Raw genomic sequence first — 15,697 nt, 5'->3', positions numbered from 1 at the left:
CCGTGGGAATGGCAGAACGGCGGAAGAACCCGGGAACTGTTGGAACAGCTCCCGGGCTGAGAACACTTACATACCCTTGCCGGCAGCGAATTCCTGCGGGCTCAGCTTGCCGTCTTTGTTGCTATCGAGCATGCCAAAGTGCGGCGCCAGCTTGTGCTTGGCCAGTTCTTCCTTGGACAGCGAGCCGTCCTTGTTGGCATCGAGCTTGGTGAAATCGGCATCGGCCGCCGCCGGCTTGTGCTGACCGTGGTCGGTGGTGGGCGTGGTGGTCTGGCCGCCGGCGAAGGCCGCGCCCGCCATCAGGAACAAGGCCATCATCGAGAGGGAGGCATAACGCTTCATTGCAGTACTCCTTGTGGGATATGAGCCATCAGTGACAGGAATGGCCGCGCGCAGGCTCATCGGCGCGGTCAGGGTGGGGGGTGGCAACAACGGTGGAGCCGGACAAACGCAGGGCATTGGTGACCACCGAAACCGAGCTCACGCTCATGGCGAGCGCCGCGACCATCGGACTCAGTAGGATCCCGAACGCGGGGTAGAGCACCCCGGCCGCGAGCGGAACCCCGAGCGCGTTGTAGACGAACGCGAAGGTGAGGTTCTGCTTCATGTTGGCCACGGTGGCCTGAGAGATCTTCCGGGCGCGCAGGATGCCGCGCAGGTCGCCCTTGACCAGGGTGATCTGCGCGCTCGACATCGCGACGTCGGTGCCAGTACCCATGGCAATGCCGACGTCGGCGGCGGCCAGCGCCGGCGCGTCGTTGATGCCGTCGCCCGCCATCGCCACCCGCCGGCCTTCGCGCTTGAGGCGCTGCACCAGTTCGGCCTTGTCCTCGGGGCGGACCTCGCCATGCACTTCGTCCAGGCCCAACTCTGTGGCCACAGCCCGTGCGGTGGTGAGCCCGTCGCCGGTGGCCATGATGATGCGCAGCCCGGCGGCGTGCAGCTCATTGATGGCGGCCGCGGCCGACGCCTTGATCGGGTCTGCGACCGCGATCAGACCCGCCAGGCGACCGTCCACGGCGAGGAACATGGCGCTCGCACCCTCGCGGCGCAGACGCTCGGCGACGTCGACATGCGCACCGGGATCGGCGCCCAGATCATCCATGAGGGCGGTATTGCCCAGCGCAAGCGCGCGACCGGCGACGGTTCCGCGCACACCCATGCCGGTCACCGAGTCGAAGTCCTCCACGCGGTCGAACTCGAAGTTCCGGCGTCGGGCCTCGGCCACGATGGCATCGGCCAGCGGATGCTCGCTGCCCTGGTCCAGGCTGGCCGCCAGGTGCAGCACCTGGTCGGCGTCGAAGCCCTCGAAGGCCACGACTTCCTTGAACGCGGGGCGTCCTTCGGTGAGGGTGCCGGTCTTGTCGACGATGAGGGTATCGATGCGGCGCATGTGCTCGATGGCCTCGGCATCGCGGAACAACACGCCCACCTGTGCCGCCTTGCCGGTGGCGACCATGATCGACATCGGCGTGGCCAGACCCAGCGCGCAGGGGCAGGCGATGATCAACACCGAAACCGCGTTCAGGATGGCAAAGGTCCAGGCCGGCTCCGGGCCGAAGAAGCCCCAGATGAAGAAGGTGGCCACCGCGATCGCCAGGACCGCGAGCACGAACCAGTAGGCGACGGTATCGGCCATCCGCTGCATCGGCGCGCGAGCGCGCTGCGCCTGCGCGACCAGCTGCACGATCTGCGACAGCACAGTGTCGGAACCCACCTTGGCGGCGCGGATCACCAGCGCGCCGGTGCCGTTCTGGGTCGCGCCGATGACCTGATCGCCAGTGGTTTTCTCGACCGGGATCGGCTCGCCGGTGAGCATCGACTCGTCGACCCTGGAGCGGCCTTCCACCACTTCGCCATCCACCGGCAACTTTTCGCCGGGTCGCACGCGCAGGTGGTCGCCGACATGCACGTGGGTTAGCGGGATGTCTTCCTCGGTGCCGTCGGCATTGACCCGCCGGGCTTCCTTGGGCGCCAGACCAAGCAGGCCCTTGATTGCCGCGGACGTTTTCGAACGCGCCCGTAGCTCCAGCATCTGGCCGAGCAGCGTCAGCGACACGATCACCGCCGCCGCCTCGTAATACACGCTGATGCGCCCATGTTCGGTAAACGACGGTGGGAACAAGCCGGGTGCCAGCGTGGCGACCAGGCTGTAGCCAAAGGCGGCCGCAACGCCAATCCCGATGAGGGTGAACATGTTCGGGCTGCGGTTGCGGATCGACTGCACGCAGCGCTCGAAGAACGGCCAGCCGGCCCACAGCACGACTGGTGTGGTCAAGACCAGCTCGACCCAGGTCTGCACGTCGATCGACAACGGCAGGATCTGCACGTCGCCCAGCACGACACGCGGGAGGTACTGGCCGAACATGGCCAGCACGAGCGTCACCACAGTCAGCGGAAGCGTCCACCAGAACCGGCGCGAGAAGTCGCGAAGTTCCGGATTGTCATCGTCCTCCAGGCTCGGCATTTCCGGCTCCAGCGCCATGCCGCAGAAGGGACAGTTGCCTGGACCTTGTTGCCGGACTTCCGGGTGCATCGGGCAGGTGTAGATGGCGCCGGGCTGTGCCACCTCGGGTTCGTCCTGGGGCGTCAGATAGCGCTCCGGATCGGCCACGAGCTTCGCGCGGCATCGCTCCGAGCAGAAGTGGAAAGGTGTGTCGGCGTGGGTCGCATGATGCTGCGTCGTGGCGGGATCGACCTGCATGCCACAGACCGGATCGGTGACCCGTCCATCCGCAGCCTCGACAGGGGCTGCGCCTGCAGAATGGTGATGGTCATGGGACGACGGTGAGTTCATGCCGATGCTCGCTTTAGTGGGGATGGACTGCCAAGGCAGTGTGCCATTGCGGGTTACACAGCTATTCGGGGCTGAGCGTCCCGAGCACTGAAACAACAATCAGGATCAAGATGGCCAGCGCGGCCTCAGCCGTAACACTCTGCCGCAAAGCCCGCACCTCCTGCGCGGGATCTCCGCTGGTCAGCGCTCGTTCCAAGCGCGGCACCAGCGTCCATCGGTGCAGCGCTCCCAAACCCAGCATTCCAGCGAACAGGGCCAGTTTGAACAGCAGCAACTTCCCGTAGGTGCTCTGGAACAGGGCCGAAAACGACCACGCGGTGAGATCCCCGTAGTGCGCGATGCCGGACACGATGAGCGCACCAACGAAGATCGTTCCCAGCGTCGAAAAACCATGCAGAAAGTCATGCGTTGATCGCAGACGCCCGCTGCCGTTCGTCTCTTTGCCGCGCAGCAGCATGGCAAGGAACATCAGGACCGCTGCGATCCAGCCGCCTGCCGCGAGAAGATGGACGATGCCTGCAGCAAGCCGGACCGCGCCTGCCAAGCCCTCGCCAGCGGCGGCGTGGCCGTTCCATGCCAGCGAAGCGAGTGCGCCGCCCGCCAGCATCGCCCCCAGCGGGAAGGCGGTCTCCACCTTCCCGCGGCGACGATGCCATCCGAGCACGAACATCAGGGCGACCAGCAGCGCGCCTCTCGCCATGGCTGCCCGGCCCGCGGACGTCTCGAGCAGATACCAGCCAAGCGATCCGCGATCAACCTCGGCAAGCGGCATTCCCATGATGCCCGCGGTCTTGAAGACGACATCGAGCCCGGTGAGCACGAGACCGGCTACGGCACCCGCCAATAGAACGCCCATGAGTGACCACCCGGCCAAGGCGTCGGCGAGTGCCGATCGACGCGACCCGTACCAACCGAAGAGTGGAACCCCGAAAAGAACCATGATGACAAGGTATTCCAAGAATCTCAGTGCATAAGCCGACAGGTCGAACATTCGCGACTCCTCAGCGCACCGTGAAGCTGAAGCTGCCCGGCATGGGGTGGTTGTCACCACCGACGGCGCGGTATTCCACGGTATAGACGCCCGGAGCCAGCGGTCCAGGCAACTTGGCACGCAGGGTCTTGCCGTTGTTGACGATCTCGGTCGTGAAATTCTCGATCGGCATGGTGGAACTGCCGTGCTTCATGAGCAACTTGAGACGCGACGCCCGCGGAATCAATGTCTCGTTGAACACGAGATCGATCTGGCCCGGCGAGGCCACCACCGCATTAGCCGCCGGTGTGGACTGCTGCAGCGCGGCGTGGGCGTGCGCGACCTGCAGCGAAAACTGCCCGGCCGCGATTGCGAGGACGAGCGCGAAGGAGCGAATGACGTTGGACGACTTCATATGGATAAATCCTCATTGGAATGTGATGCAAAGCCCGTTCGGGAGGGGCCGCGCTGTGTTCGATGCGACAAGCGTTAGATGTCGGACTGTCACCGAAACCACGATTTGTCGGATTTTCTTGATACTTCCGCTTTCGCGAGACGAGGATCCCACCGGCTCAGGCGGGATCCTCGACGCATTACGCTGCCATGGCGCTGCAGCTTTCCGCGCAGCGGCGACAAACTTCGGCGCAGCGCGTCATCTCAGGGTCGTTCATGGCGTCGCATGCATCGGCGCACTGGCGGCAGATCTCCGCGCAGGCACCGCAAACCACGTCGTGAACGCTGGCACCGCGCAGCATCGCGTCGGCACTGGTTGCGCAGGTATCGGCACACGTCGCCAACAGGGCGATATGCTCCGGGGCCGCGTGAACACCTCCTTTGGTCAGGCAGTAGTTGATGGTCTCCAGGCAGATCGCATGGCATTGCGTGCAGTTGTCGATGCACTCGTTCATGGCCTGGGGCCGGTGTGCTGCGGAATGGTGAGTCATGTAGTTCTCCTTCTTCCTCGCGGGCGAGAATCGGCGCGCCCGCAACACCGTCCCCTGTTGCTGCGACGGATCAGTGCTGTGCGAACGGTTCAGTGGTTCCGTCGCGATGGATCAGCTCGACCGTGAACGGCTGCTGGCGTCCCTCCGGGACCTCCATGCCCGGAGAACCAAGCGGCATCCCTGGGAGGACCAGGCCGCGTGCGTTCGGCTTTTCTTCGAGGAGACGCTTGATGTCCGCGGCCGGAACGTGGCCTTCGATGACGTATCCGCCGATCTCGGCCGTGTGGCAGGAGCCCTTTGCATAGGGGACACCCAACCGCTCCTTGACCAGACCCAGGTCATCCATGTCGTGCACATCCACGGTGAATCCCGCCTTCTGCACGTGGTCGATCCAGACACCGCAGCACCCGCAGGTCGGGGTCTTGTGGACGGTCATGCGTGGCAGGGCTGCTGGAGTCGCGTCGGCTGATGGGACGACAACCTGTGCGGAGGGCGAGGTTGTGGGTTGCGCGGATGAAGCATCCTGGGTGCAAGCACCCAGACCAGCCACGGCAAGGACCACAAAAGTCAGACGGTGCAATGTGAGCGTAGTCATTTCAATCTCTCGACTCAGCGCTTGGTCCGCGAGGACCAGTGGATGTGGACGATCCGCCAGCCGTCCGCGGTCTCCTTCAGCACCATCGTCTCGGCGCTCTGGACGGTCAGTGGCTGGCCGTCTTTCTGGGCATGCAACTCGCTTTCGGTTCCGACCCACGCGAACTCGCCAGCGGCTCGTGCGCGCTGACGGAGCAGCTGGCGATGGGCGCCCTTGAGGAACGCCGCATCGCTGACTGCGTGATGGCCCATGTATTCCTCGCGGCTGCGTTCGGCGCCCCCGGACTCGAGGATGAGAACGTCGGCAGCGAGCAGGGCTTCGACCGTGGCCAGATCGCCGCTAGACAGGGCCCTGTTGAAACGCTCCGCTACGGCGACCGCGGCCTCTGCAGTGACTGGGACGTCGACGTCCGCAGATGCCGCGGCAGCGGGGTGATGTGCGTGCGGCTGTGTCGCCTGCGCCATTGCGGGGGACACGACGGCCAGTGCCAGTGCGAGGGTGAACGAGATTGCTGTTGCGTTCATTGCGTGGGCTCCAAGGAGATCAATGGGTGTGCGCATGGCCGTCATCGGCCACGGGCGTGTGTGGTGCAGGGTGCGACTCCACCTTGCCGTCGGGATGGCCGTGGCTCACCAACCCGACTTCCGTGTCGCTGGGTGTCGGGCCGTGGTGATCGTCGTCCACGCCCGGCGGGTGCGCATGCGGCATGGAGTTGTTGCCCGGCTCGAATAAGGCAGGGTGATCCTCGGCCTTTTCGTCGTCATGGTGGCCTTGCGTCTCGCCGCCGCCATGCGAATGGCCCTCGCTGCTGTCGACAAGTTCCTTGTACGCAGTCGCGTCCAGCGTGGGCAACTTCTGCAGGAAGGCCGACATGTTCCATATGAACTCATCGTCCATGCTGCCGCCCCAAGCGGGCATGCCGCTGGCCTTGATGCCGTGCTTGATCACCCAGAACGCCTCAGCTGGAGCGACCGGCTGTTTGCTTAGGTTCGGTGGCGCGGGGTACAGGCCCTTGCTCATCTCGGTGGCCGCCGCGTCTGGTGAAAGATGGCAGGTCACGCACATGGCGTTGTAGTTGCCCGCACCCTGGCGGATACGCTCAGGATCATCAAGGTTCGTGGGTAGCTGAAGCTTGGCGGCGCGCACCTCAATGGAACGCTCGCGCGCCGTTTCAAGTAGCGCATACACCGGGCGACTATGCGGATCGTCGGCGGCCACGTTGTACACGCCCAGAGAGACCGTGGCGGTTGCGACCACCGCAACCAATGCCACGCCGGCACCGAGCCATACCCACATCTTTTTGTTGGATTTCATTGTCAGTTCCCCTTAGAACCAGGTACGAAGGCCGATGACCAAGCGCGTGTCTTCAAAGGACTCGCCATGCTCGCGTCGCATGTCTGCGGTATTGCCAAAAGCGCGCTCGTACACCACGCCGATGTAGGGAGCGAACTTTCGGGTGAACTCATAACGAAGTCGTAGCCCCGCCTCAGCGGTACTCAGACCCGAACCTATCCCGCGCAATGGATCGTTCTTGCCATAGACGGTGACTTCCACCAGCGGCTGCAAGATCAGCCGGTTGGTTAGCAGCAATTCGTACTCGGCCTCGACGTTGGCGGCAGTCTGGCCCCCTTCGCCGAGATAGGCTGTGGCGGACACTTCGAACTTCATCGGCGCCAAGCCCTGTACACCGATAGCGGCGAAGTTCTGCGAAGCCCCAGGCTTGAAATCATGACGCGCACCGGCCACCACATCCCACCACGTGGAGATACTGCGGCCGTAAAGCACTTCCAGATCAGCCGACTCGGTCTGACCATCCGTGCGTTCGCCTTCACTGCGGAGCCAGACGCGATTGAGGTCCGTACCGATCCAGCCCTGGCCCTCCCAGCCCAGCCCGGTGCCCGGATCGGCATCCCAGGTTTCCACGCGATTGAGCAGCACGTAGCTCTTGATCGAGTTGTCATGCACCGGATGCGCGTGTTCCGGCGCGATGGCCGCCTTGCGATCTGCGTCCGTCACCGCGGGAATCGGGGTGCGCTGCTGCGTTGGCGCTGCAGGCCCGTGTCCCATCTGGCTGTGGTCCATGCCCTCCATCGATTGCATTCCCGCTTCTGATGTAGCGGGCGCGGGCGAATCATGGCCCATCTGCGAATGGCCCATCCCCTGCATCGCAGGCGTGGCCGTGCTGGAGGTGTCGGCCGCGGCGGGCTGTGCCATCTGACTGTGATCCATGACCTGCATCGAGTGCGCCTGCGCTGTGGGCGCCGCAGGTGTGCTCGCGGGCGAGCCGTGCCCCATCTGCGAATGGTCCATGCCCTGCATGGCAGGCTCGGCTGCTTCAGCCGGCGGCGCGGCGTGGCCCATCGCCGCATGATCGATCGTCGCTTCGCTCGTCTTGGCCGGTGTTGCAGGCTTTTGGGCTGGCGCAGGTTTTGATGTCGGCGCCTGATGTGCAGAGTGATCCTGAGTCTGGGTCTGCGCGCCCTGCTCCATCGGCATGGAGCCGTCCTGCATGGATCGGGCGCTGGCCCCATTGGCCAGGGCCAGCGAGATAGCCAGCGTCAGCGCAGTCAGGGTGGTATCGCGTCTATTGATGTTCATTCGTCGACCCTCACCGTGCGCATCATTCCGGCTTCCATGTGATAAAGCAGGTGGCAATGGAACGCCCAGCTGCCCAACGCATCGGCACGCACGCGATACGTGCGTCGGCTACCTGGCGGCATATCCACCGTGTGCTTGCGCACCATGAAGTTGCCGTTGTCGTCCTCCACGTCACTCCACATGCCGTGCAAATGGATGGGATGGGTCATCATCGTGTCGTTAACCAATACGATGCGCATACGCTCGCCGTAGTTCAGCCGCAGCGGCTCGACATCGGAAAACTTCTGACCGTTGAAGCCCCAGGAGAATTTCTCCATGTGTCCGGTCAGATGCAGCTCGATCTCGCGACCGGGGTCGCGTCCGTCAGGGTCTTCAAAGGTGCTCTTGAGCATGGAATACGTCAGCACATGACGGCCGTTATCGCGCAGGCCATTGCCCGGATCATCCAAGCGCGAACTCACGCTCATGGCTTGGTTGTCCAACAGGGGATTGTTGGTCTCGCTAGCAGGGTGTGATTGCATGCCCCCGTGCTGCATGCCTGCCATGGCACCATCGCCGGCGGCGGGCATCGCATGGCCTGCATGGGCCGAGGTCGCGTTACCGCTGACAGGTGGGGTCATGCCAGGCATGCCCATGGCCGCACCACAGCCGCCTTCCATGCCCTTGCTGCCGCCAGACATATCCATCGACCCATGATCCATGCCCATGTCTGCCATCGTCAGCAGCGGCCGGGGATCCACAGACGGAACGGGCGCGCGTAATCCTTCGCGCACAGCGAGCGTGCCGCTGATGTAGCCGGTGCGACCGGAGTCTTGGGCAAAGATGGTGAATGCGTCCTGCCCGGAGGGCTCCACGATCACATCTAAAGTTTCTGCTACCGCGATGCGGAACTCGTCGACGGAAACCGGATGGACATACAAGCCATCTGCCGCCACCACGGTCATCTTCAGCCCCGGAATACGCACATCGAAGTACGTCATGGCAGAGCCATTGATGAAACGCAGGCGCACCTTCTCGCCACTGCGGAACAAACCGGTCCAGTTGCCCAGTGAGGTCGTGCCGTTCATCAGGTAGGTGTAGGTGTTGGCGTTGACGTCGGACAGGTCCGTGGGCGTCATCCGCATCACGCCCCACATCTTGCGATCTTCCAACGTGGCCGACAGGCCGTTGCGCTTCACATCGCGCGCAAAATCGCCGACCGTGCGCTTGTAGTAATTGTCATGGCCCGGCATCTTCTTCAAACGATCGAACAGGGCCGTCGGGTCCAGGTCTGTCCAATCGCTCAGCATCACGACGTAGTCGCGATCGAAACTGAAGGGCTCCGGCTCCAATGGGTCGATGACGATCGGGCCATAGAGCCCGGCTTGTTCCTGGAACCCTGAGTGGCTGTGGTACCAGTAGGTTCCGCCCTGATGCAGGGTGAACCGGTAGTGGTAGGTCTCACCACGTCCGATACCGTCAAAGCTCAGACCCGGCACGCCGTCCATGTTGGCCGGCAAAATGATGCCGTGCCAATGGATGGAGGTGTCCGCGCCATGGATGGAGTTAGCGGGCAATGCATTAGAGACGCGCAAGTTGACCGTGGTGCCTTCCCGCCACCGCAGCAACGGCGCCGGAACGGACCCGTTGACCGTGATCGCGGTGCGGGTCTTGCCGGTGAAGTTCATCGGCGTCTCGCCAATGGTCAGGTCAAACTCAGTGCCCGATAGTACGTTGGGTTGTCCCGGCCCCTTGAGCGCCCAACTGGCTTTGGGCCAGAAACCTAATCCTGCGACTGCGCCTCCCAAGGCCAAGCCTTGGACAAATCGCCGCCGCGAAGGCAGCAGCGGTCCACCGCGTGGACTACGAAAATCATCATGCGACATGAAAATGCTCCAAGCGTCGTGTTGCCACCGGCGGGCGGTGGTACAGAGGGGGCGGCTGGCCTAAACAGGCATGCAAGCCACACCAACGGCGCCATTGCGGCGCCTAGGGACGCTTAGCCGATCGGTGGTCGGATCAGATGAGGCAAGGCAGGTGCCGCATGCCCTAGGGGCAGCGGCATGACATCCAGGCCCAAGGCCAGTTGCACCGAAACATGCAGGCGCGCAGGAAGTGCGCTCGCGCAAGCGTGTACGCAGGCGCACCGGCACGCAGAAGACTTGCAACAGTCGGGACCGGCATGGTCGCCATGCCCAGTGCCAGCCTTTTTAATCGATGTGGCATCGGGATGATGCTCAGCACTGTGATGGGCGAAGCAGTCTTCGTCGACTTGCACCGCGGCAGCCACTTCGCTGGCCTGCTCTTCCATGACCGGGTTCATACTGACGGACGCAAACGCCGACCACGCGCCGTTAAGCACGAGCATGGCGATCAGGAACAGTCGCAGTAGAAGTGAGGAGGCTGACACGGGCGACATGGTAAATCACTTTAGACAAGGCGCGTGTGTATCGGTCGTGAACAAAATCTTAAGTAAGCCTGAGATGTCGCGACTTGTCAGTCGCACTAGCCGCGGACACTGCAGCTCCCTCCAGAAGCGCCCAAAGGGCGGGTTGAGGCGAAGAGTTGCCCATAGGGCGAGCGCTTGTTCGGTTTTACTTCTCGGGCGTGGCCTCGATCAGCTTCACCAACTCGCGCTTCTGCTGCTTGCTTAGCGAGCCCCAGCGCAGGAGCAACTTGGCCAGCAGATCATCGTCGGTGTAAAGGAAGGCGGCGGGGATCCCCAACGCTTGGGCCAACCGCTCAGCAGTCTCCAGCTTGGGCTCGTGCTTGCCACGCTCGTACTGGTTGATTCGGGGGCTGGCCACGTGAGGATCCAGACCGGCCCGGATGCCCAACTCCTTCTGCGACAAACCCGTGTGCAGGCGGGCTTGTTTGAGGCGTCGAGCGAAGGTCGGTGTTGAGTCGACGGACAAATTCACGCGCGCACCCCATGGAGACCCCATAAGGATGGCGGATGTACCCTGCCTTGCATACTAAGATATTCTTAGCTTTGAGGCAACCGGCGACACCGGTAGCTCCGCCCCCCCCCCCCCCCCCAGGAGCGACGCCGCTCCCTCATCCCCGGAAACCGCATGCCCGGAACCTCGTCAATGACGCCATCTGGGGTCGCCAGCATCGAGGAGTTGGGCCTTCGTGGCACCCTTTTCCTAGCCGCACTGTTAGCCGCGCAGCTACGACGCATACCGGTGGCGCCCACACGCCGCTCCACCTTGCTGGTGCTGGACACGCTGCGAGACTTGGCCTTGATCCAAGTTCCCTGGCCAGCGGATCGATGGCAGATCCGCCCCGATGCCGAGGTCACGCCCATCGAAGATCTGCAATGGGCTTTCGCCTGGTCTACCCACGAGCGCAGGCACCTGCTCCCGGTGCTGGAAGACCAACTCGGCGATATGGCACACGATGTAGACTTGGCGGACGCGAAACTGGAGCTGTGGGATGAACTTGCACTCTGGGAGACCGAGCAGTTTCTGGAGCAGCAATTGCTCAAACATCACTTCGACCCAGGCTGGGCACGTGATGTGGGGTTCGTCTTTCAATCCGGACCGCGGGGCTTGCCGATCGCGCGGTGGCGTTACTGCTGCTGGGCGGCGGTACGCCAAGGTGCCTCGGTGGCGATGCGTCTTGGCGTGCACGACAGCGCTCATGTGCGGGAAGCCATCTTTCAGGAGGTCCAGAAGCGCCTGCGCTACCTGATGACCAGTTCGCCCGAGCAAGGCATGTTCAAGCCCTATCATTTGGCACCGGAGTCCTCAGTAGCCAAACTGTTTGTAGATTGGGTCGTCCCTATGGAATGGGCGTACTGGACAGGTGAGCGCCACCCCAGCCGCTAGCAGACAAACGAGCAGCCTCGTCAGTCGGCTCCCCCATCTTGCGCATGGCCGCGCCGAGTTTTCTTCACCGCATTTTGTGCTGGCGTCAGTTGATTCAGTAGAGGCTCTAGCGCTTCAAGACGTGCATTGGCACGCAACGCATCGGCTTCAGCGCTCTCGCGGCGCTCACGCTCCCGCGCAAGGGTGTCTTGAACTTGAGCTAGCTCGTTGCGCATGGCATCCAAGGTCTTGGCGTCAGTCTTCCAGCGCTCCTGCAGTGCCAAATAGTCCGTCGCGGTCTGGCGCAACGCCACGACCTCGCTGTGTTGGCCTTCGTGGGCCTGTCGTAGCTGGGCAAGCTCACGCTCAATCCGCCCGTGGCGCTCCAGCCATTGACCATTGTCGCGGTTCAGCACCAACAGCTCCTGATTCTTCGCGCCCAAGGCTTCATTGGCCTGACGTAAGGCTACTTGCAGCTCTTGGACCTGATGCTCGTGACGGCGAAGCTCTTGCTCACGCTGCTCTTTGGTTGAAGTGCGGTAGTGCTCAAGCGCTTCCCGGGCATGGGCATGCTTGTCCTCCAGAGAACGCGTATGCGCCTCATGATCAGCCAGCCGCACCGTCATGCCAGCGATGCGCTCGTTCAACTGGGCGATTTCCGCGATCCTGTCACCTAGATTCTGTTGAAGGAGGGCGTGAGCAGCTTGCTCTTGGTGCAGGCTTGCTTCGGTGCGCTGCAGCCGACTGCTCAAGGCAGCAGCCTCCTCTTGGGCACCGGAAAGCGCCTGTTGCCGACTGTGGAGCTCAGCCTGATGGCGCTCACGCTCCTGGGTGAGGATGGCCTCTGCTTCCTCCTGGAGCCGCGAGGCCAAGCGCGCAACCAAGTCCTGCAAAGCATCACTAACGGCTACCGTCCTCGCCGGACCGCCGCCTTCCTCTCCTTCCAGTTCACGCAAGTAGCGGTGGATCGTGGTCTTGGAGCCCGTGTTGCCCAAAGCCACTCGCACCGCGTCGACTGACGGCTTCTTGCCTTGGGCCAGCAGCGCGTCGCGCGCCTTCTGGACGTCACTCTTATAGAGTCCGGGGTTTGAGGCGCAGTGGAACGGAAAGTGCAGTTAAGAGCGCAACGGAACGAAAACCGGGCTAAGCGCTTTGATCGCTATGCAAGGAAGCAATCAGCGGGCACGACACCTTGCCGCTGTGCGTGCCGCAAGCCTTCACCAGTTGGGACAGCGCCGATTCCATGCGCTGCAGATCCGTCAGTCGCGCCCGCACGTCCGTCAGGCGTGCGGCCGCGAGGTCCGCGGCTTCATGGCAATGGGTGCCGTCTTCCAGTTGGAGCAATTGCGCGACCTCATCCAGGTTGAACCCCAGGCGCTGGGCGGACTTCACGAACTTCACCCGGTCCACGTCCGCCGGCCCGTAGCGACGTACGCCGCCGATGGGGCGATCCGGCTCCGGCAGCAGGCCCTTGCGCTGATAGAACCGGATGGTCTCCACGTTGACCCCGGCGGCCTTGGCGAAGGCCCCGATGGTCAGGGTTTCCGGTGTGTTCACCATTTCCCTTGACTCCGTACTTGACTACGGAAGTAAGGTTAGCGCATGGCCAACCCGGAAGGAATGTTTCCATGGCAGAACCCCGCAACGGTCGCGGTGCGCTAGCGGCCGGCGGCCTCGCCGCCATCCTCGCCTCCACCTGCTGTCTCGGCCCCCTGGTGCTGATCACGCTGGGCTTTTCCGGCGCCTGGATCGGCAACCTGACCGCATTGGAGCCGTACCGGCCGATTTTCATCGGCGCGGCACTGGTCGCGCTGTTCTTCGCCTGGCGCCGCATCTTCCGTCCGGCCCGCGCCTGCGAGCCGGACGAGGCGTGCGCCGTCCCCCGAGTGAGGACGACCTACAAAGTGCTCTTCTGGATCGTCGCCGCCCTGGTGGTGATCGCGCTCGTGTTTCCGTATCTCGCGCCCCTGTTCTACTGAAGGAGACTGTCATGAAGAAACTCGTTGCCCTGCTCGGTCTCACCCTGGCCCTGAGCGCTCCGGCGTGGGCGGCCACCCGAACCGTCACGCTGTCGGTGCCGGGCATGACCTGCGCCACCTGTCCGATCACCGTCAAGAAGGCGCTGTCCAAGGTGGAAGGCGTCATCGCGGCCAAGGTGACGTGGGAGCCCAAGGAGGCGGTGGTGACCTACGACGACACCAAGACCACGCCGGCCGCGCTGACCCAGGCGACCGGGAATGCGGGCTACCCCTCCACCATCAAGGAGTGATCGCCTCCATGACCGGAGCCATCGCGCTGCGCATCGAGGGCATGACCTGCGGGTCGTGCGCGGAGCACATCCGGCAGGCGCTGGAGAAGGTGCCCGGGGTGCGGTTGGCCCGGGTGTCCTATCCACAGCGGCGGGCCGAGGTCGAGACCTATGCGGCCGCTGGCCTGGAGACGGCGTCGTTGGTCGCGGCCATCGCCGGACTCGGTTACCAGGCGCAAGCGGCGGACGCGCAGGATGCGCCTCGTGGCCTGTCCGACCGAGCGCGGGACTGGTTGAGCGATGAAACGAAGCCGGCTCGTGCGGGCGCCGGGCCGGCGCTCCACGTGGCCGTGATCGGCAGCGGCGGCGCGGCCATGGCGGCAGCCTTGAAGGCCGTCGAACAAGGAGCACGCGTCACGCTGATCGAGCGGGGCACCCTCGGCGGCACCTGCGTCAATGTCGGCTGCGTGCCGTCCAAGATCATGATCCGCGCCGCGCACATCGCGCATCTGCGGCGGGAAAGTCCGTTCGATGGCGGTATTGCCGCCGCCGCGCCGGCGATCCTGCGCGAGCGTTTGCTGGCGCAGCAGCAGGCGCGCGTCGATGAACTGCGCCAGGCCAAGTACGAGGGGATTCTGGACAGCACCCCGGCCATTACCGTGCTGCGCGGCGAAGCCCGCTTCCAGGACAGGCACACCCTGAAGGTACAACTCGGCGACGGTGCCGAGCGCGTGGTCGCGTTCGACCGCTGCCTGATCGCCACCGGCGCGAGTCCCGCGCTTCCACCGATCCCCGGCTTGCAAGACACCCCCTACTGGACCTCGACCGAAGCACTGGCCAGCGACACGATCCCGCCGCGCCTGGCGGTCATCGGCTCGTCGGTGGTCGCGGTCGAGTTGGCGCAGGCCTTTGCCCGGCTGGGCAGCCGGGTCACGATCCTGGCGCGCAGTACGCTGTTCTTCCGCGAAGACCCTGCCATCGGCGAAGCCGTGACGGCTGCGTTCCGCGCGGAGGGCATCGAGGTACTGGAGCATACCCAGGCGAGCCAGGTCGTCTACACCGAGGGCGCGTTCGTGCTGACCACGGCACACGGCGAGTTGCGCGCCGACCGGTTGCTGGTCGCCACCGGCCGCACCCCGAATACCCGCGGCCTGAATCTCGAAGCGGCAGGCGTCGAGCTCAATGGGCAAGGAGCCATCATCATCGACCGCGCGATGCGTACCTCTGCGCCTCACCTCTACGCCGCCGGCGACTGCACCGACCAGCCGCAGTTCGTGTACGTTGCCGCGGCGGCCGGGACCCGCGCCGCGATCAACATGACCGGCGGCGATGCGGCGCTGGACCTGACGGCCATGCCGGCCGTGGTGTTCACCGACCCGCAGGTGGCCACCGTGGGCTACAGCGAGGCGGAAGCGTACCAAGTGGGGATCGAGACCGTCAGTCGCACGCTCACGCTCGATAATGTGCCGCGAGCACTGGTCAACTTCGACACGCGCGGCTTCATCAAGCTGGTCGCCGAAGCCGATTCCGGCCGGCTGATCGGTGTGCAGGCGGTGGCACCGGAAGCGGGTGAACTGATCCAGACCGCCGCCCTGGCCATTCAGGCGCGGATGACCGTGCAGGAACTGGCCGATCAGCTATTCCCCTATCTGACCATGGTCGAGGGCCTGAAGCTCGCGGCGCAGACCTTCACCAAGGATGTGAAGCAACTCTCCTGCTGCGCGGGGTAGCAAAGTGGTGACCGGTCGATCGGC

At 64.0% G+C, this 15,697-nt stretch carries 18 protein-coding genes; 4 read left to right on the top strand and 14 right to left on the bottom strand.

Annotated elements, in window-relative coordinates; translation table 11 throughout:
- Window positions 1-66: 66 nt before the first annotated feature.
- From PV764_RS00550 to PV764_RS00495, 12 genes are all read right to left on the bottom strand, one after another.
- Complete coding sequence (locus tag PV764_RS00550; RefSeq protein ID WP_005413412.1) at window positions 67-342, bottom strand: hypothetical protein; 276 nt, start codon at window positions 340-342, stop codon at window positions 67-69.
- A 28-nt stretch (window positions 343-370) separates the two neighbouring features.
- Window positions 371-2,797: a heavy metal translocating P-type ATPase gene (locus PV764_RS00545; RefSeq protein ID WP_421115960.1), complete on the bottom strand. Its 2,427-nt coding sequence runs from the start codon at window positions 2,795-2,797 to the stop codon at window positions 371-373.
- 61 nt (window positions 2,798-2,858) lie between these two features.
- On the bottom strand, window positions 2,859-3,788 hold the full coding sequence (copD, locus tag PV764_RS00540) for a copper homeostasis membrane protein CopD (protein WP_005995728.1): 930 nt from the start codon (window positions 3,786-3,788) through the stop codon (window positions 2,859-2,861).
- A 10-nt stretch (window positions 3,789-3,798) separates the two neighbouring features.
- Window positions 3,799-4,182, bottom strand: a complete 384-nt coding sequence (gene copC / locus PV764_RS00535) for a copper homeostasis periplasmic binding protein CopC (RefSeq protein ID WP_005413416.1) — start codon at window positions 4,180-4,182, stop codon at window positions 3,799-3,801.
- Window positions 4,183-4,360: 178 nt separating this feature from the next.
- Window positions 4,361-4,711, bottom strand: a complete 351-nt coding sequence (locus PV764_RS00530) for a four-helix bundle copper-binding protein (RefSeq protein ID WP_012480213.1) — start codon at window positions 4,709-4,711, stop codon at window positions 4,361-4,363.
- A gap of 70 nt (window positions 4,712-4,781) precedes the next feature.
- The gene (locus PV764_RS00525) at window positions 4,782-5,306 is read right to left on the bottom strand and encodes a DUF411 domain-containing protein (protein WP_223293215.1); all 525 of its coding nucleotides are present in this window, start codon (window positions 5,304-5,306) and stop codon (window positions 4,782-4,784) included.
- Window positions 5,307-5,320: 14 nt separating this feature from the next.
- Window positions 5,321-5,830 carry a nuclear transport factor 2 family protein gene (locus PV764_RS00520; RefSeq protein ID WP_012480215.1) on the bottom strand — a complete coding sequence of 170 codons (510 nt, stop codon included), beginning with the start codon at window positions 5,828-5,830 and terminating at the stop codon, window positions 5,321-5,323.
- Window positions 5,831-5,849: 19 nt separating this feature from the next.
- Window positions 5,850-6,620, bottom strand: a complete 771-nt coding sequence (locus PV764_RS00515; RefSeq protein ID WP_012480216.1) for a c-type cytochrome — start codon at window positions 6,618-6,620, stop codon at window positions 5,850-5,852.
- 12 nt (window positions 6,621-6,632) lie between these two features.
- The gene (locus PV764_RS00510; RefSeq protein ID WP_421115958.1) at window positions 6,633-7,904 is read right to left on the bottom strand and encodes a copper resistance protein B; all 1,272 of its coding nucleotides are present in this window, start codon (window positions 7,902-7,904) and stop codon (window positions 6,633-6,635) included.
- The gene (locus PV764_RS00505; protein WP_421115957.1) at window positions 7,901-9,769 is read right to left on the bottom strand and encodes a copper resistance system multicopper oxidase; all 1,869 of its coding nucleotides are present in this window, start codon (window positions 9,767-9,769) and stop codon (window positions 7,901-7,903) included. The genes PV764_RS00510 and PV764_RS00505 overlap by 4 nt, the downstream gene beginning before the upstream one ends.
- 113 nt (window positions 9,770-9,882) lie before the next feature.
- Window positions 9,883-10,302 (bottom strand): transcriptional regulator CopL, encoded by a 420-nt coding sequence (gene copL / locus PV764_RS00500; RefSeq protein ID WP_164079809.1) that lies wholly within the window; start codon window positions 10,300-10,302, stop codon window positions 9,883-9,885.
- Between the two features lie 175 nt (window positions 10,303-10,477).
- Window positions 10,478-10,828, bottom strand: a complete 351-nt coding sequence (locus PV764_RS00495) for a helix-turn-helix domain-containing protein (protein ID WP_104575746.1) — start codon at window positions 10,826-10,828, stop codon at window positions 10,478-10,480.
- 129 nt (window positions 10,829-10,957) lie between these two features.
- Between PV764_RS00495 and PV764_RS00490 the strand changes: the two genes are divergently transcribed.
- On the top strand, window positions 10,958-11,716 hold the full coding sequence (locus tag PV764_RS00490) for a hypothetical protein (RefSeq protein ID WP_223293216.1): 759 nt from the start codon (window positions 10,958-10,960) through the stop codon (window positions 11,714-11,716).
- A gap of 20 nt (window positions 11,717-11,736) precedes the next feature.
- Here PV764_RS00490 and PV764_RS00485 read toward each other — a convergent pair whose 3' ends face one another.
- Window positions 11,737-12,810: a DNA-binding protein gene (locus PV764_RS00485; RefSeq protein ID WP_164081473.1), complete on the bottom strand. Its 1,074-nt coding sequence runs from the start codon at window positions 12,808-12,810 to the stop codon at window positions 11,737-11,739.
- 28 nt (window positions 12,811-12,838) lie between these two features.
- Window positions 12,839-13,255: an Hg(II)-responsive transcriptional regulator gene (gene merR, locus PV764_RS00480; RefSeq protein WP_164081471.1), complete on the bottom strand. Its 417-nt coding sequence runs from the start codon at window positions 13,253-13,255 to the stop codon at window positions 12,839-12,841.
- Between the two features lie 68 nt (window positions 13,256-13,323).
- On the opposite strand from merR, the gene merT reads away from it, so the two are divergent.
- From merT to merA, 3 genes are read left to right on the top strand one after another with little or no spacing between them, the layout of a single operon-like run.
- A complete protein-coding gene (gene merT, locus PV764_RS00475; RefSeq protein WP_064539814.1) occupies window positions 13,324-13,674 on the top strand; it encodes a mercuric ion transporter MerT in 351 nt (116 codons plus the stop codon).
- Window positions 13,675-13,685: 11 nt separating this feature from the next.
- Window positions 13,686-13,964 (top strand): mercury resistance system periplasmic binding protein MerP, encoded by a 279-nt coding sequence (gene merP, locus PV764_RS00470; RefSeq protein WP_064539816.1) that lies wholly within the window; start codon window positions 13,686-13,688, stop codon window positions 13,962-13,964.
- An 8-nt stretch (window positions 13,965-13,972) separates the two neighbouring features.
- Window positions 13,973-15,673 (top strand): mercury(II) reductase, encoded by a 1,701-nt coding sequence (gene merA / locus PV764_RS00465; protein WP_187576244.1) that lies wholly within the window; start codon window positions 13,973-13,975, stop codon window positions 15,671-15,673.
- Window positions 15,674-15,697 lie beyond the last annotated feature (24 nt).

This window comes from Stenotrophomonas sp. AS1, from assembly GCF_048957655.1.
In the GTDB taxonomy this organism is placed as follows: Bacteria; Pseudomonadota; Gammaproteobacteria; order Xanthomonadales; family Xanthomonadaceae; genus Stenotrophomonas; species Stenotrophomonas bentonitica_A.
This window is presented reverse-complemented; position numbering and strand designations above follow the sequence as displayed.

What these genes read in the sequence shown, in the direction of transcription:
- PV764_RS00550 (WP_005413412.1), bottom strand. Translation starts at nt 342, where the DNA reads ATGAAGCGTTATGCCTCCCTCTCGATGATGGCCTTGTTCCTGATGGCG.
- PV764_RS00510 (WP_421115958.1), bottom strand. Translation starts at nt 7,904, where the DNA reads ATGAACATCAATAGACGCGATACCACCCTGACTGCGCTGACGCTGGCT.
- merA (WP_187576244.1), top strand. Translation starts at nt 13,973, where the DNA reads ATGACCGGAGCCATCGCGCTGCGCATCGAGGGCATGACCTGCGGGTCG.
- PV764_RS00545 (WP_421115960.1), bottom strand. Translation starts at nt 2,797, where the DNA reads ATGAACTCACCGTCGTCCCATGACCATCACCATTCTGCAGGCGCAGCC.
- merP (WP_064539816.1), top strand. Translation starts at nt 13,686, where the DNA reads ATGAAGAAACTCGTTGCCCTGCTCGGTCTCACCCTGGCCCTGAGCGCT.
- PV764_RS00495 (WP_104575746.1), bottom strand. Translation starts at nt 10,828, where the DNA reads ATGGGGTCTCCATGGGGTGCGCGCGTGAATTTGTCCGTCGACTCAACA.
- copC (WP_005413416.1), bottom strand. Translation starts at nt 4,182, where the DNA reads ATGAAGTCGTCCAACGTCATTCGCTCCTTCGCGCTCGTCCTCGCAATC.
- merT (WP_064539814.1), top strand. Translation starts at nt 13,324, where the DNA reads ATGGCAGAACCCCGCAACGGTCGCGGTGCGCTAGCGGCCGGCGGCCTC.
- PV764_RS00515 (WP_012480216.1), bottom strand. Translation starts at nt 6,620, where the DNA reads ATGAAATCCAACAAAAAGATGTGGGTATGGCTCGGTGCCGGCGTGGCA.
- PV764_RS00490 (WP_223293216.1), top strand. Translation starts at nt 10,958, where the DNA reads ATGCCCGGAACCTCGTCAATGACGCCATCTGGGGTCGCCAGCATCGAG.
- copD (WP_005995728.1), bottom strand. Translation starts at nt 3,788, where the DNA reads ATGTTCGACCTGTCGGCTTATGCACTGAGATTCTTGGAATACCTTGTC.
- copL (WP_164079809.1), bottom strand. Translation starts at nt 10,302, where the DNA reads ATGTCGCCCGTGTCAGCCTCCTCACTTCTACTGCGACTGTTCCTGATC.
- PV764_RS00520 (WP_012480215.1), bottom strand. Translation starts at nt 5,830, where the DNA reads ATGAACGCAACAGCAATCTCGTTCACCCTCGCACTGGCACTGGCCGTC.
- PV764_RS00530 (WP_012480213.1), bottom strand. Translation starts at nt 4,711, where the DNA reads ATGACTCACCATTCCGCAGCACACCGGCCCCAGGCCATGAACGAGTGC.
- PV764_RS00525 (WP_223293215.1), bottom strand. Translation starts at nt 5,306, where the DNA reads ATGACTACGCTCACATTGCACCGTCTGACTTTTGTGGTCCTTGCCGTG.
- PV764_RS00505 (WP_421115957.1), bottom strand. Translation starts at nt 9,769, where the DNA reads ATGTCGCATGATGATTTTCGTAGTCCACGCGGTGGACCGCTGCTGCCT.
- merR (WP_164081471.1), bottom strand. Translation starts at nt 13,255, where the DNA reads ATGGTGAACACACCGGAAACCCTGACCATCGGGGCCTTCGCCAAGGCC.